Genomic DNA, 14,970 nt, shown 5'->3' on the forward strand with positions numbered 1-14,970 from the left:
AAAACATGTTATTTTATGATGATTTTATTAAAAAATTAAACAACACAAATGTAGTATTAAAAGACAAGCACAAATACGGATTAAATTTCACAAAAAAAATTGTCTGGCTGGGAACAGGAATTCCTATAACTTTGATTGGAGGATTCCAACTTTGGGTTCTTAAAACCAATGGTGGCAATCCAATAGGCTATATTTTAGCCCTCTTGATGGTTTTATTTGGTCTGTATAACTTAAAGATGTCTTGTTCTTATAAGATTGAGATCGATGTAGTCAATAAAAAGTTAATTAATAAACAACTTACTATAGAGTTAGATAAAGTAAAATTAGTTGAACTTCGTAAGATGGTAGCTCCTAAGAGCAAAAAACTAGAAGCTTGTTTAGATATCATTACCCACGATAAAAAACAAATTATCCTTCCTCTAATTATGAATAATAAGTTAGAATTTACATCTGTTATCAAGGAGATAGTTGCCGATAAATTTGTAATTATAAAGGATTAATTATGGATATTTGTAAATGTGTTTCAATCAATGAAACCAGGGTAGATAAAGCAAAAAAAACACTAGAAGATCAGACTTCTCTAGAGCAGACTGCTAAATTCTTTAAAATTTTAGGAGACGGGACAAGGTTTAAAATTATTACTATTCTTTTAGAGGGAGAGATGTGTGTGTGCGATATTGCAACCACTCTGAACATGACCCACTCCTCTATCTCCCATCAGCTTAAGGTTTTAAGGGAAAACAGAGTTCTTAAAAATAGAAAGGATGGAAAAATAGTATACTACTCCCTAAATGACAGTCATGTTAAAAATATAATTCTGCAGGGATTAGAACATCATAATCATTAATTTTATCTTCCTCAAAACGTTGAGTTTTTGCACTTATTGTGCTAATATAGTATAAATTCAATGTAGAGGAGGAGATAAGATGACTAAATCAAAAAATAAAATATTTAAATCTTATCTGCTTTTGCTGGGAGGAAGTCTCATCCCTCTCTTTATGTTTATCTCTTTCTTATATCAGTTAAATGTATCTCAAAATATAGTTAAAATGAAATCTGAGAAAAAAATGATTTTAAACTTAATAAAAAAAGATATTGAAAGGGAATTTGTTGACTATATAGATGACGTACAGTTTTTATCTGAAACTCCCCAGTTGAGATCACTTCTATATAGAAGATCTAATTTAAAGGAAAATCATGATTATTTAAAAAGTTATCTAAAAATTAAAAATAAGTATTTTGCAGGATATATAAGAAATAATAGAAATCACGTAATAATTGAAGAATATTATAACAATGAATATCTTAAATTACCTGAAGAATTTCTAACAAAAAATCCTAAAAAGATTACATTTTCCAAATTAGGAGACTATAAAAATAATTTTATAGTCAATATTATGGCACCTATCTATGGAAAAGATAATGTTCCCTTGGGAACTATCTCCCTCTATGGTAGACAAACTTATATTGATAATATTTTAGAAAAATACAGATCTATAAATTTAATATCTGAAGGAGATTTCTATTGGTTTGGGTTAGATGAGAATAATAAAATTGATGAATCAAAAAAAACAGAGATCTTAAAAAAAGAGGAACTCCTCCCTATGAATTCTAATAGTGGTTCACTTCTCAGTAAAGATGTCCTATATACCTTCGATACCATAGATTTTAAGAAGCTTCTGCCCAAATTAAGTTTTGGTGAAAATACAGATTCTACTTGGAGGTTGGTTATTAAAGTCCCAGAAACTGAGATAATTGCCATGAAAAAACATTTTTTAGACGGGTACAGACTACTCAGTTTATTTATTTTTTTCATGCTCTCCATCACTATATGGGTTATTTTAAAAGAAACCAATAAACGTAAATTTTATGAAAATAAATTAGAATTACAAAATCAAAAACTAATAGAAAATAATAAGACTAAAGATAAATTTATATCTGTTTTAGCCCATGATCTAAAAAGTCCATTTACTGGAATTACTGGAATTTTTAGTATTTTAACCAGAAAATACGATTCTTATGATGAGGCAAAGAAAAAAAAATTAATCTATTCTATCAATGATTCTATACAGGGAATAAATGCACTTTTAATCAATCTATTAGAATGGTCTAAAATACAGAGAGGACATGTTATACCCTCTCCTATGAAGGTTAAGATAAATGACCTCACTGCTTCAGCATACCAAATTTTAAAATTAAATTTAGAGTCTAAAAATATTAAGTTTTCAAATAATATCTCAGATAAACACTTTATTTGGGCTGATAAAAATATGATAGATGCTGTTTTTCGTAATATTATCTCCAATGCTATAAAGTTTACTCCTAATTCTGGAAAGATTGAACTCTATAGTGAGCGAAAAGATCAGTTCATCTATATATTTATTAAAGATAACGGGGTAGGAATGAATTTAGAGGTTCAGTCTAAGTTATTTAAACTAGATCAGCATCTGACTACTCTGGGAACAGAAAATGAAAAAGGTACCGGTTTAGGTCTTATCATCACAAAGGAATTCATCCACCTTAACAGAGGAAGTCTGGGAGTGGATTCTATTAAAGATCAGGGAACGACTTTTATTCTCAAACTCCCTGCATATAAAGAAATATAAAAATTAAAAGTATTACGTGCAACTAGTTATTCAAAGAAAGGTATAAAGATGAAATATAATAAAATTAAAAATATAGATAAAGAAATATCTCTTTTGGGTTTTGGCTGCTGGGCTCTATCCAAACACGGATGGAAAGATGTTAACCAGGAAGAAGCTATTAAAACTCTGGAGAGGAGTATTGAACTAGGTGTAAACTTTTTTGATACTGCACCAATCTACGGATTTGGGAAATCAGAGGAGATCCTAGGCGAAGTTACAAAGAGTATTCGTAAAGATATAGTTATAGCCAGTAAATTTGGTCTTCGATGGAATGAATGGGGACATGTTACCCATGATATATCCAGAGATTCAATTTTGTTTGAAATAGAAGCTACTCTAAAGAGGTTAAAGACCGACTATATCGACCTCTACCAAGTTCACTACTTAGACAACAAAACATCATTAGAGGCAGTATTTGGGACTCTCAGCGAGTTAAAAGAACAGAACGTAATAAAAGGTGTAGGCGTATCTAATTTTAAGCTGGAGGATCTGAGACAGGCGTCCAATATATGTGATATCAGTAGTATTCAAAATCAATATAATATGTTACAAACCAATGATGAAAAAGATATCCTGCCTTTTTGTCAAAGTAACGATATTGGATATATCTCTTACAGTACTCTAGCTCAAGGGTTACTGTCAGAGAAAGTAAAAAAAGGATATAAATTTGCCAAAATGGATATAAGGAAATTTAATGACTTATTTCATGACAGGGAAACCTTTGATAGAATCGAAACCTTGAAATCCCCTGATAAACCTCTGATAGAAAGTGCTTTTGAGTATGTTATGAAACAAGAACCTCTCAAATCTATCTTAGTCAGCACCACAAAGGTTAAAAATTTAGAAGAAAATATAAGGCTGATAAAAAAATTAAGCAATAGGTAATAAAATAAAAAGCAGAAATTAGAATTATCTAATCTCTGCTTTTTATTTAAATTATATTTGGAAATTAATGCTCAAATAACATGTGAGGCTACTTTTTTACAAACTTAGCCAATACACCATTTACAAATTCATGTGATGTTGCATCCCCATAAATTTTAGCTAATTCGATAATCTCATTCAATACAATTTCAAAACCAGTTTCTTCGTACATCAATTCATATACACCAAATCTAAGTAATGATCTCTCTACATTTCCTACAGTTTCTAACGACCATTCATCCATCTTTTCAGCTATCTCTTGGTTTATAGTACCATAGTGTTTGTCTATTCCTGCTGCAAATTCTTTAATGAATTCCACTTCTGTTTTAGTCAAAGTAAGTTCTTCAACGTTGTTAGAAGTTTCTTCATCTTCCGATATTTCCACTCTTCTGTTCCCATCTTCTAAAAATTCTTCCAATCTTTCTAATGGTGTTACCTTGTTCATGTCAGCTTCAAATAAAAGCTTGAATAACTCTTCTCTTGCGATCTTTCTACTCATAATTTTCCCTTCCTATTCTTCTTTTAATCTATTAATCAATATTTTTTTTAGCTTTTTAATATTTTCCTTATCTCCAAAGATAGACCCCAATAAAGTTGTCAACATAACTACTATCATAGGTATAATACCATGGGTTATAAAGATATAACCAAAAGCAAATCCCATCAGTCCACCTATATATTTTTTACTATTTATTGCTAATCTTTCTATCAATTCCTCTAACATAATTAATCACCTCTTCCATTATTAGATTTATCTTTAATTAACTTAGTTACTCTAAGTTCAATTTCTGTAATACTCAAATCTAAATAACTTTCAATCCGATCTTTAATATCTTGCTGGATCAAATTAAGGTCATCTGAAAGGGACTGACTAGACATTATATCAATAGATACAAAAATTTTCAATTTTTTTCCATTAGTTTTATTTTTTACTTTTAAATTTCTAACTTTTGGATGCTCTCCTACCACTTCTTTCACTATATTATTTACAGAATTTGAAGATATTTTTAACATTCCATTAGGAGTTTTCATCCTTAATTCTTTTGGTCTTTCAAAAAGATTAATCAATTTTTCTACAAATAGTAATAGATAAACAAGTGATATTCCTGCTACAGCACCTCTGGTTATCAGGCTGTTAAAATCCAATATCTCTAAGTATGCCGGAAACATCCCTATATATATCCCAAGTACAGCCAGGATGAAGATCCCTATCCAAGCTATTCCAAAAATAAATTTCATAAACATATCCATTCCCCCAAATTTAAACCTTAAAAATATAAGAGGCGTATAACGCCTCTAGTCTAATATTACTTCTTCTTTTGAAATTTCTTTCACCTTAACATCCTGAATATAGACATTTACTTCTACAACTTTAAGACCAGTCAATTCTGTAATATTTTTAATTATATTTTCCTGTACATTAGTAGCTACTACTGGGATTGGAAAACCATACTCTACAACTATATGTACATCTACACTACACTCTTTCTCTCCTACTTCAACCTTTACTCCCTTAGTCATCTTATTGATACCTAAGATCTTATTCACTTCATCAGTTACTCCACTTGTCATCTTGTAGATTCCATCCACTTCTATTGTTGCTTTTGCTGCTATTACCTTTACTACGTCATCAGCTATTTTAATGTTTCCTAATTCAGACATCTGTCCACCTCCAAAATTATCTTACACTTATAAACAGTTACACTTATAGTATATCATTTTTTTTATCATTTCCTATCTTTTTTATTAATATATACTAAATTAAATTTTGATTTTATTATTTTAAGGAAAAAGGAGGACCATATCCTCCTTTTAAATTTTTATCCCTTTAAATATTCAGGAAAATTTTTCTCTATAAAGTTAGTTGAATAATTTCCACTTTTAAACTCTTCATTTTCTAATACTTTTTCATGGAATTTAATAGTAGTTTCTACTCCCTCTATCTTGTACTCTTCCAGTGCTCTCTTCATTCTGATGATAGCTTCCTCTCTGTCTACCCCATGAACTATTAATTTTCCGATCATAGAATCGTAATATGGCGGTATGCTATAACCTTGGTATGAATGAGAGTCTACTCTAACTCCTATTCCACCTGGAACGATATATCTTTCCAACGTTCCTGCTGAAGGCATAAATCCATTTTCCGGGTCCTCTGCATTTATTCTACACTCAATAGAGTGCCCATGAAGTTCTATGTCTGATTGTTTCACATGGAGTTCATGACCTGATGCTACAATTATTTGAGCTTTAATTATATCAAAACCTGTAATAGCTTCAGTAACAGTATGCTCAACTTGTACCCTTGTATTCATCTCCATAAAGAAAAAGTCATTATTTACATCTACTAAAAATTCCAAAGTTCCAACAGAATCATAGTTTATGGCCTTAGCTAATTTTACAGCTGCTTCCCCCATCTTTACCCTTACATCTTCCGGTAAAGTAGCTGATGGTGCTTCCTCAACTAATTTTTGATGTCTTCTTTGAATAGAGCAGTCTCTTTCTCCTAAATGAACTACATTTCCAAATTTATCTCCTACAATCTGAATCTCTATATGTCTTGGATTTTCTACATATTTTTCCACGTAACAATCTGGATTTCCGAATGCTGCATCGGCTTCATTTTGAGCTGCTCTAAAATTCACTGCAAACTCATCATCATCTCTAGCTATTCTCATCCCTTTTCCACCACCACCGGCAGTGGCTTTTATCATTACCGGGTAACCTATCTTCTCATGAACTACCTTTTTAGCATCTTCCATTTTATGTATTATTCCAGTTCCATTAGTAAGAGGTACTCCATTTTCTACTGCTGTGGCACGAGCTGTAGCTTTATCTCCCATGTTGTTGATACACTCTGGACTAGGTCCTATAAATACTATTCCATGTCTTTTGCAGATCTTTGCAAAGTCAGCATTTTCAGCTAAAAATCCATATCCTGGATGGATAGCTTCTGCACCTGTAGCCTCTGCTGCTGCGATTATATTTGGTATTTTTAAATATGATTCAGTACTCATTGCAGGCCCTATACAAATAGCTTCATCTGCTAAGGTTACATGCAAACTATCTTTATCTGCAGCAGAATATACAGCAACTGTCTTTATTTCTAACTCCTTTGCTGCTCTGATTATTCTAACTGCTATCTCTCCACGGTTAGCGATTAATATCTTCTTAAACATCTTTTTTCCTCCTAATTATTCTCCTATTTTAACCAATACTTTTCCGTATTCGGCAACCTCTCCATTTTTTACTAAAATCTCTTTTATTTCCCCATCAAATTCACTTTTTATATCTGTTTTAATACCTATTGCTTCTACATAACCAACTTTTTGACCTTTTTTTACAGTCATTCCTACTGTAATCATAGGTTTTTCATCTTTATCTATATAGTAAAATCTTCCTACACTTTCAGATATTATCTCTTTTACTTCTTCTGCCGCAGCTACTTCTTCGGCTGCTTCTTCTATTTCTTCTACCTCTTCTACTATACTTCCCCCTAATACTAACTTAGGCTTCTTTATAAGAAGTTTAAAATCTTTTTCCTCTATAGATATCTCTGTAAGTTGTGACTCACCTATTACTTTTATTATCTCATTGATAGTATTCATATCGTTTTTCATCTTGCCTCCCCATAATCTCATTTAGTCGCTCTAAATTTTAACACATATAATATCTTCTTTCAAGAAATAAAATACACCTGTTATTTAATCTTCATTTTATCAATTCCCAGGAGTTCTGCTACCTGATGGATAAATTCTGAGCTAGGTTCTACTTTATATTTTTCTCCTAACTCTACCACTCTGTTCCCGTCTTTTTCCCTAAGTGCAATGTAGACCTTATGCTTTCCCCTGTGATTCAATAATATCTGCTTTAATTTGGGCAGCTTTATCTTGGTTTCTTCATCCACTAATATATATACCTTAAAACTTGGCACTTCTACTATATCTTCTAAATATTTCACTTCTCTCACAACTATCTTTTTTTCTTCGTTTCCACCAAAAAAGTCCAGCTGTACACTGCCCTCTAAATATACAGTATTTCCCTCTACAAGGTAGTTGGACAACTTGTCAAATTCATTAGGGAATACAGTACAGCTAACTGTTCCAAAGTGATCCTCTAAAGTAAATACAGCCATCATCTGTTTATTTTTTTTAGTTATTATCTTTTTTATCCCGCTGATTATTCCGCAAGTCCTTACATGATGTGGTCTGTCGACTTTTAATTCCACCAATTTATCCAGTTCATAGACATTTAGCAGTTCATTGTATTTATCCAATGGATGCCCGGTAAAGTAAAATCCAAGGTACTCCTTTTCTCCCTTTAGAATATTTTCTATCTTATATTCTTCCATAGTTCCCATGGTAAAACTCTCTATAGTAGCACGAGCTTCCCCAAACAGGTTCATCTGCTGAATCTCGTCTTCCTTGGCTACACGAGCTGCATAGACCAAAGATTTTTCTATACAACTATATTTTTCCCTTCTATTCCCTGGTAGATTATCCAATGTCCCTGATAATACCAGTGCTTCCAAAGCTTTTTTATTCATCCCTATCTTCTTGGTCCGAACAACAAAATCTTCAAAAGTTTTATACATACCAAACTCTTCTATATCTTTACTGAGTTTATCTATTATTCCTTCACCTAAGTTTTTTATGGCAGACATACCAAATCTGATCTGATCCCCATCCACTATAAATTTATTGTTAACTTTATTTATATCAGGCAAGCCTACATCTATCCCATGACTTTTAGCATCATCTATATAGATAGCCAGCTTATCGTTATTACCACGTTCAGAGGTCATAAGAGCCGCATAGTAGTATTTCGAATAGTACTCCTTAAAGTACGCTGTCCAATAAGCTATAAGTCCATAAGCTGCCGAATGAGACTTGTTAAATCCATACCCGGCAAATTTATCTATAAGATAGAAAACATTTTCTGCCACCTTTTTTTCATATCCGTTTTTTACTGATCTTTCGATAAAGGTCAGTCTATTCTCTTCCATCAGTTCTGCTATCTTCTTTCCCATGGCACGACGAAGGAGATCAGCTTCCCCTAAGGAATAATTTGCCATAATAGAAGCTATCTTCATTACCTGTTCCTGGTATAATATTACTCCATATGTTTCCTTCAATACCTCTTCCAGACTTTCATGAGGATATTTAGCATCCTTCAATCCATTTTTTACACCTATATAATCGTCTACCATACCCGATCCCAGAGGCCCCGGCCGATATAGGGCTAAAACTGCAATAACATCATCAAAATTATTAGGTTTTAATTTTTTCAATAACTTTCTTACCCCTCTGGATTCCAATTGAAATACTCCTAAAGTATCTCCCCTTTGGAGTGCATCATATACAAGTGGGGCATCTAACGGGACATCACTGAGTTCTATTTTTATCCCCACTCCATCCTCTATATAATCTATAGTTCTTTGAAGTATCGTCAGATTCCGCAATCCCAAGAAATCCATTTTTAATAAACCCAAATCCTCTAACTCTTTCATTTGATATTGGGTACAGACCTGTTCACCTTTAGAATCGGAATATAGCGGCACATCATTGGTCAGAGGATTTTTAGTTATCACTACACCTGCTGCATGAACAGAAGCATGCCTTACCTTATTTTCCAATCCTCTGGATATATCTATTATTTTTTTAGACTCGTCATCTGTATCATAGGCTCTTTTAAACTCACCTATATCACGAATAGCTCTATCTATTGTATAAAACTGGGGGATTAATTTGGCCAATTTATCGACCTTGTAAAGAGGTATATTTAAAGCCCTTCCTACATCTCTTATGGCAGCTCTGGCCTTCATCGTTCCAAAAGTAATTATCTGAGCTACTCTGTCTCTGCCATATTTTTTCCCTACATATTCTATGAGTTCATGCCGTCTTTCCTGGCATATATCTATATCTATATCTGGCATAGATATCCGTTCAGGATTGAGAAATCTTTCAAATATAAGGTTATACTTTATGGGATCCAATTCTGTTATCCCAAGGGTATAAGCGACCATACTACCTGCAGCAGATCCCCTTCCGGGACCTATAGGTATATTCTGTCTTTTAGCATAATCTATGAAATCCCAGACAACAACAAAGTACTCCTCATACCCCATTCTGCTTATGATCTCCAGTTCATACTCTACTCTTTCTATGGCCTTTTCCTCTACTCCATTGGGATACCTTTTATCCAATCCATCATAGACTAATTTTCTAAGATACTCATGTACACCTTTAAATTCTTTTTCGACTTCATATTCCGGGAATTTAAATTTACCAAATTCAATCTCTAAGTTACATTTTTCCGCTATCTTTACTGTATTTTCCAGGGCACCTTCATATTTTCCTAATTTTTCTACCAATTGATCCCTGCTTTTCATAAATAATTCAGTGGTATGGATTCTCATCCTCTTCTCATCATCTACCTTGCTTCCTGTCTGTATACAGATCAGGACATCCTGTAACCCATGCTGTCCATAATGAGCGTAGTGAACATCGTTTGTTCCCACTACTTGAAGATCATATTCCTTTGCCACCTCATATAATTTATCGTTCATAGGGTATTGTTCAGGAATTCCATTATCCTGTAACTCTATATAAAAATCTTCCCTTCCAAATATATCTATATAGGAATTTACAACATCCCCTAACTCCTCAGCAGTTTTTTCATCTGTGATGCCATGGGCTATCTCCCCCTGCATACAGGCTGATAATCCTATGAGTCCCTCACTATATTTTTTCAAAACAATTTTATCTATCCTGGGCTTATAGTAAAATCCCTCTAAGTACCCTATAGATGATAGTTTCATAAGGTTTTTATAACCTACTTCATTTTTAGCTAAAAGTACCAGATGATAGGTTGTTTTTTCCTTTTCTTCCATAGAGCCCAAGCTTATATATGCTTCCATTCCTAAGATTGGTTTTATCCCTCTTTTTCGTGCTTTCTTATAAAATTCTATGGCACCAAACATATTTCCATGATCGGTAATTGCCACACTATCCATCTTTAGTTCCAGAGCACGATCCAGATACTCATCTATCTTCCCCACTCCGTCTAGGAGGCTATATTCTGTATGTAGGTGTAGATGCACAAATTTATTTTTCATAGTTCCCTCCCTTTCTGCTGTTAGTAGTTATGACTTTTTTACTATTTATTAATTAAATAATCATTATTCATTCTCTTTTATAATCTTATTTTAGCACATTTTTTCTAGGGTTTCCTAAAAAACCTTAATTTTTTTATCAATTAAAAAATCCTCCTACAAAACTAAATCACTTTAGATCGTAGGAGGTTTCAATTTTTATTTTATCTTTCCTAAAATGTCTCTTACTGCTAATATTCCCATTACTGCTGCGATATTTAATCCACTTCCATAACCTGAGCTATCTCCTACTGAGTAAAGACCCTTTACAGTCGTTTCCATATTTGAATCGATAGTCATCCTTGTACTTCTAAACTTGATCTCTGGGAAATATAACAATAGATCGTTAGATGCAAATCCAGGAGTTACCTTATCATGTACTTCTATAAATTCCATGATGTTATCTAAAATTCTCTTTGGACAAGCCAATGAAATATCTCCTGCTACGTAATCTTCCGTTGTAGGTTCTATATTCAATCTAGACATTCTCTCCTCTGTAGATCTTCTACCTGCTTTTAGATCCCCATATGACTGGCATAATACCTTTCCACCTGTTAGCATAGTGGACATCTTAGCAATAGAAGCTGCATATTCAAAGGGCTGATTAAATGGCTCTGTAAATGATTTAGTACATAACAATGCTAAGTTTGTATTAGTTGATTTTTTATTCTTATATGCATGACCATTAGCCAGCATAATATTATCACTATGCTTTTCTACAGCTATAAATCCACTGGGATTACTACAGAAAGTTCTCATCTTATCATTGTATTTTTTTGTGTAAAATACCATCTTTGCTTCATAGAAATTTTTGTTGATAGTTTTCATTACTACATCAGGGATCTCTACCCTTACACCGATATCTACCGATCCTGCACTATATCCTATCCCATGTTTTTGGCACATTTTCATCATTTGCTTAGCTCCACTTCTACCTAGAGCTGTTATGATTTTATCACTATAAAAAGTTTTTTCCCCTTCTTTAGTCTCAATAACTGCACCTTTTACCTTCCCATCTTCAATTATTAAATCTTTAAAATCTGAATTTGAGCTAAATTCTACACCTTTTTCTAAAAGAGTATTTATTAATTTAGAGTATAATTCTCTAGAACCATCAGTTCCTAAATGCATAGTAGGGGTATCTACTAATTGAATATCGTTTTCAATACACCTTCTCTTTATTAATTCCATCTCATCATTATAAACTAACCCTGTAGGCTCATCATCAAATCCAAAATTTTTATAGATGTCCGCAACATACTGAATAGTCTCATTAACTAAAGTTTTACTAGTTATAGTATGTACGTCTCCTCCTACCCTGTAGTCCATATTAAATTTTGAATCCGAATAAGCTCCTGCTCCACTCACACCATAAATGATAGCACAAGTAGGACATTTTACACATCTACCTAGCTTCTCTTTAGGACATACTCTTTTATCCAACATTTGACCCTTATCTATCACCATTATCTTAAGGTTTGGATTTTTATTGATAGCTTCATATGCTCCAAAGACACTAGCTTGTCCACCACCAGCAAATATAATATCATATTTCATTTTATACCTCCTAAAAATTAAAAAAATCTAAGTATATACATCTATATTAGTATACACTTAGATTATGTTTTATGTTTTCAAAGTTGCAAGTATCTATCTCATATTTTAACATGAGATTATTTAAACCTATATAGTTTAAATCCAATACTTTGTTCTTCATTTGTTTTTCTCCTAAACTTATCTTATTTTTTAAGCAGTGAATATTTTATCATTTTTTATACTTTTCTACAAGGATTTTTTTTATTTAAGAGATCTGAATAGACAGATTATTCTAATCTATATAAATAAAAAATACTGAATACTATATTACTTTTTATTTATATACATAGGTCATATTTTTACCATTCTTTTTAGCAATATATAATGCTTTATCCGCTTGATTTATAAATTCTTTTTTTTCAATAAATCTCGTAGGTATAACACTGGAAACCCCTATACTGATAGTTACAAATCTAGAGGTGTCTACCCCTTCATTGAGTATCTGTAACCCCTCTACATTTTTTCTTATTTCCTCTGCAATTAACTCTGCTCCTTCAGAATCAGTTTCCGGCAGCAATACTATAAATTCCTCCCCACCTAATCGTGCAACTTCATCAGTTATTCTTCTCAATGTTTTCTCAATTATTTTAGCAACATCTTTTAGACACTCATCTCCTTTAAGATGACCATAGGTATCATTAAAGTTTTTAAAATTATCTATATCAATCATCAATGCTGAAAAAGATCCATTGCTTCTAATGGTTCTAGCCCACTCTAAATTAAACATCTCCTCAAAGGCTCTTCTATTAAAGACTCCTGTCAATTCATCAATTCTTACAAGATGATTAAGTTTTTTTTCTACCAATTCCAGTTGGGTTATCTTTTCTTCTAATGCTCTTGTTTTTTCTTCAATTATTTTCGTCTGTTCATTGAGTTTAACAAATACCTTTACTTTACTTTTTAAAATTTCATTACTTATTGGTTTATATAGATAATCAACCGCTCCTAATTCATAGCCCTTAAATATGTATTCTTCCTCTTTATTGATAGCCGTAATAAAAATAATCGGGATATCCCTTGTTTTATTATTAGCTCTCATCAATTCAGCAACCTCAAATCCATTCATTCCAGGCATCTGAACATCTAAAAGAACAATATCAATTTTTCTTTTTAATAATATTTTTAGAGCATCATTTCCATTAGAAGCAGTCAGTATATTTAGATTTTCACCTTCCAAGATCGCTTCCAATGAAATTAGGTTTGCCCTAGTATCATCTACAATAAGTATATTAGTGCTATAGTTACTCACAGTTGTTTCCTCCTAATTTTTTTATGTACCTATTAATCGAATCTAAGCTCATAAGTTTACATGCGGGAATATATTTTAACGCCGATCGTGGCATAATATCAAAATAGGCTTCTTCGGGATCTTGTACAATGCATTCTCCGCCTAATTTTTCGATTTTTCTAAGTCCTAAAGCACCATCTGAATTAGCTCCAGTCAAGATTATCCCCAAGAGGTCATCTGTATATACCTCTGCTGCAGATTCAAAAAGTATGTCGATAGATGGCCTTGAATAATTAACTTTTTCTTCTACTGATAAAGAAAAAGTATAATCATCTTCAATGGACAGGTGGTAATTTGAAGGAGCAAAATAAATAACACCATTTTTTATATCCTCTTTATCCTCAGCTTCTTTTATTGTCAGTCTGTTCAACCCTTCATATATCTTTGAAAATCCATCTGTTCTTTCCTTGACATGGATAACAATAATTATAGGCAGTTCTATTATTGGCTCTATATCTTTCAATACAACTTTTAATGCTTCTACTCCCCCTGCAGAAGTCCCTATTACAATGGCTTTATATCTCATATTAACACCCTATCTTCTTTTTGTAAATTTTTGTAGTAACAGTAATACTTTCAAATTTTTCATTTACACTGGTAAATCTTAGGTTTTCTTTAGACCCGATACCGATCATCCCTCCCGGTATCAAACTTTCTTCAAATAACTCTAGAACCTGATTTTGTAATTCCTTATTAAAGTATATCAATACATTTCTACAGATGACTAAATTAGCATCAATAAAAGTTTTATCGATCACCAGATTATGTTCTAAAAATGTTACATTTTTCAATAAATCCTGATCAAATATAGCATGATCATATTTTGCAACATAATAGTCTGAAAAAGATTTTTTTCCTCCTGCTTCCTGATAGTTTTTTGTCCATTTTTTTACATCTTCTATTGTATAAATCCCCTCTTTTGCAATATCCAGTACCTTTTTGTTTATATCTGTTGCATATATATTTACCCTATTTAACAGCCCTTCCTCCTTTAATAAAATTGCCATAGAGATAACTTCTTCACCGGTAGAGCAACCAGCATGCCATATATTTATAGATGGGTATGTTTTCAAAAGGGGAATAACATCTTCCCGTAAATCTTTAAAAAATTTGGGAAACCTGAACATCTCCGTTACATTTATAGACAGGTCTAATAATATTTGTTTTAACACCTCTCTATCATAGAGAATCCTTTCTGTTAATTGAGTTATAGTTTTTAAGTTATCTAATTTAACTCTTCTTAATATCCTTCTTTTTAAATGACTTTTTGTATAATTTTTAAAATCATAACCATATCTTGAATAGATGGCTTCAATTAATAATTGTAATTCTATATTCTCTATTTCCAATAATTCTTTTTCATTCAT

The 14,970-nt window shown here is 32.2% G+C and carries 15 protein-coding genes; 4 read left to right on the forward strand and 11 right to left on the reverse strand.

Annotated features, from left to right (window positions below; genetic code table 11):
- The first annotated feature begins 5 nt into the window (after window positions 1-5).
- The 4 genes from NRK67_15940 to NRK67_15955 all read left to right on the forward strand — a co-directional run bounded on the left by NRK67_15940 (window position 6) and on the right by NRK67_15955 (window position 3,530).
- Entirely contained in the window at window positions 6-500 is a 495-nt protein-coding gene (locus NRK67_15940) for a hypothetical protein (protein UUV18757.1), read from the forward strand.
- Window positions 501-502: 2 nt separating this feature from the next.
- Window positions 503-847 carry a metalloregulator ArsR/SmtB family transcription factor gene (locus NRK67_15945; GenBank protein ID UUV18758.1) on the forward strand — a complete coding sequence of 115 codons (345 nt, stop codon included), beginning with the start codon at window positions 503-505 and terminating at the stop codon, window positions 845-847.
- Between the two features lie 79 nt (window positions 848-926).
- Window positions 927-2,606: a sensor histidine kinase gene (locus tag NRK67_15950; GenBank protein UUV18759.1), complete on the forward strand. Its 1,680-nt coding sequence runs from the start codon at window positions 927-929 to the stop codon at window positions 2,604-2,606.
- 48 nt (window positions 2,607-2,654) lie between these two features.
- Window positions 2,655-3,530 carry an aldo/keto reductase gene (locus tag NRK67_15955; GenBank protein UUV18760.1) on the forward strand — a complete coding sequence of 292 codons (876 nt, stop codon included), beginning with the start codon at window positions 2,655-2,657 and terminating at the stop codon, window positions 3,528-3,530.
- 88 nt (window positions 3,531-3,618) lie between these two features.
- Here NRK67_15955 and nusB read toward each other — a convergent pair whose 3' ends face one another.
- The 11 genes from nusB to NRK67_16010 form a co-directional block, all read right to left on the reverse strand.
- Window positions 3,619-4,068, reverse strand: a complete 450-nt coding sequence (gene nusB, locus NRK67_15960; protein ID UUV18761.1) for a transcription antitermination factor NusB — start codon at window positions 4,066-4,068, stop codon at window positions 3,619-3,621.
- A gap of 12 nt (window positions 4,069-4,080) precedes the next feature.
- Window positions 4,081-4,293, reverse strand: a complete 213-nt coding sequence (locus tag NRK67_15965) for a DUF2273 domain-containing protein (protein UUV18762.1) — start codon at window positions 4,291-4,293, stop codon at window positions 4,081-4,083.
- Window positions 4,294-4,295: 2 nt separating this feature from the next.
- Entirely contained in the window at window positions 4,296-4,814 is a 519-nt protein-coding gene (gene amaP / locus NRK67_15970) for an alkaline shock response membrane anchor protein AmaP (GenBank protein ID UUV18763.1), read from the reverse strand.
- A 51-nt stretch (window positions 4,815-4,865) separates the two neighbouring features.
- On the reverse strand, window positions 4,866-5,231 hold the full coding sequence (locus NRK67_15975) for an Asp23/Gls24 family envelope stress response protein (protein UUV18764.1): 366 nt from the start codon (window positions 5,229-5,231) through the stop codon (window positions 4,866-4,868).
- Window positions 5,232-5,389: 158 nt separating this feature from the next.
- Window positions 5,390-6,745 (reverse strand): acetyl-CoA carboxylase biotin carboxylase subunit, encoded by a 1,356-nt coding sequence (gene accC / locus NRK67_15980; protein UUV18765.1) that lies wholly within the window; start codon window positions 6,743-6,745, stop codon window positions 5,390-5,392.
- A gap of 15 nt (window positions 6,746-6,760) precedes the next feature.
- Window positions 6,761-7,186 carry a hypothetical protein gene (locus NRK67_15985; GenBank protein ID UUV18766.1) on the reverse strand — a complete coding sequence of 142 codons (426 nt, stop codon included), beginning with the start codon at window positions 7,184-7,186 and terminating at the stop codon, window positions 6,761-6,763.
- An 80-nt stretch (window positions 7,187-7,266) separates the two neighbouring features.
- Window positions 7,267-10,683, reverse strand: coding sequence for a DNA polymerase III subunit alpha (locus NRK67_15990; GenBank protein ID UUV18767.1), 3,417 nt, complete (start codon window positions 10,681-10,683; stop codon window positions 7,267-7,269).
- 195 nt (window positions 10,684-10,878) lie between these two features.
- A complete protein-coding gene (locus tag NRK67_15995) occupies window positions 10,879-12,276 on the reverse strand; it encodes an FAD-binding protein (protein ID UUV18768.1) in 1,398 nt (465 codons plus the stop codon).
- Between the two features lie 313 nt (window positions 12,277-12,589).
- Window positions 12,590-13,564: a diguanylate cyclase gene (locus tag NRK67_16000; GenBank protein ID UUV18769.1), complete on the reverse strand. Its 975-nt coding sequence runs from the start codon at window positions 13,562-13,564 to the stop codon at window positions 12,590-12,592.
- On the reverse strand, window positions 13,557-14,129 hold the full coding sequence (locus NRK67_16005; GenBank protein UUV18770.1) for a chemotaxis protein CheB: 573 nt from the start codon (window positions 14,127-14,129) through the stop codon (window positions 13,557-13,559). Before NRK67_16005 ends, NRK67_16000 begins: the two co-directional genes overlap by 8 nt.
- Before the next feature lies 1 nt (window position 14,130).
- Window positions 14,131-14,970 carry a protein-glutamate O-methyltransferase CheR gene (locus NRK67_16010; GenBank protein ID UUV18771.1) on the reverse strand — a complete coding sequence of 280 codons (840 nt, stop codon included), beginning with the start codon at window positions 14,968-14,970 and terminating at the stop codon, window positions 14,131-14,133.

The sequence above is a fragment of the Fusobacteria bacterium ZRK30 genome, from assembly GCA_024628785.1.
GTDB lineage: Bacteria > Fusobacteriota > Fusobacteriia > Fusobacteriales > Fusobacteriaceae > Psychrilyobacter.

Coding starts and splice junctions, on each gene's coding strand:
- amaP (UUV18763.1), bottom strand. CDS start 4,814: ATGTTTATGAAATTTATTTTTGGAATAGCTTGGATAGGGATCTTCATC.
- NRK67_15975 (UUV18764.1), bottom strand. CDS start 5,231: ATGTCTGAATTAGGAAACATTAAAATAGCTGATGACGTAGTAAAGGTA.
- NRK67_16005 (UUV18770.1), bottom strand. CDS start 14,129: ATGAGATATAAAGCCATTGTAATAGGGACTTCTGCAGGGGGAGTAGAA.
- NRK67_15985 (UUV18766.1), bottom strand. CDS start 7,186: ATGAAAAACGATATGAATACTATCAATGAGATAATAAAAGTAATAGGT.
- accC (UUV18765.1), bottom strand. CDS start 6,745: ATGTTTAAGAAGATATTAATCGCTAACCGTGGAGAGATAGCAGTTAGA.
- NRK67_15965 (UUV18762.1), bottom strand. CDS start 4,293: ATGTTAGAGGAATTGATAGAAAGATTAGCAATAAATAGTAAAAAATAT.
- NRK67_15950 (UUV18759.1), top strand. CDS start 927: ATGACTAAATCAAAAAATAAAATATTTAAATCTTATCTGCTTTTGCTG.
- NRK67_15995 (UUV18768.1), bottom strand. CDS start 12,276: ATGAAATATGATATTATATTTGCTGGTGGTGGACAAGCTAGTGTCTTT.
- NRK67_15940 (UUV18757.1), top strand. CDS start 6: ATGTTATTTTATGATGATTTTATTAAAAAATTAAACAACACAAATGTA.
- NRK67_15945 (UUV18758.1), top strand. CDS start 503: ATGGATATTTGTAAATGTGTTTCAATCAATGAAACCAGGGTAGATAAA.
- NRK67_16010 (UUV18771.1), bottom strand. CDS start 14,970: ATGAATGAAAAAGAATTATTGGAAATAGAGAATATAGAATTACAATTA.
- nusB (UUV18761.1), bottom strand. CDS start 4,068: ATGAGTAGAAAGATCGCAAGAGAAGAGTTATTCAAGCTTTTATTTGAA.
- NRK67_15955 (UUV18760.1), top strand. CDS start 2,655: ATGAAATATAATAAAATTAAAAATATAGATAAAGAAATATCTCTTTTG.
- NRK67_15990 (UUV18767.1), bottom strand. CDS start 10,683: ATGAAAAATAAATTTGTGCATCTACACCTACATACAGAATATAGCCTC.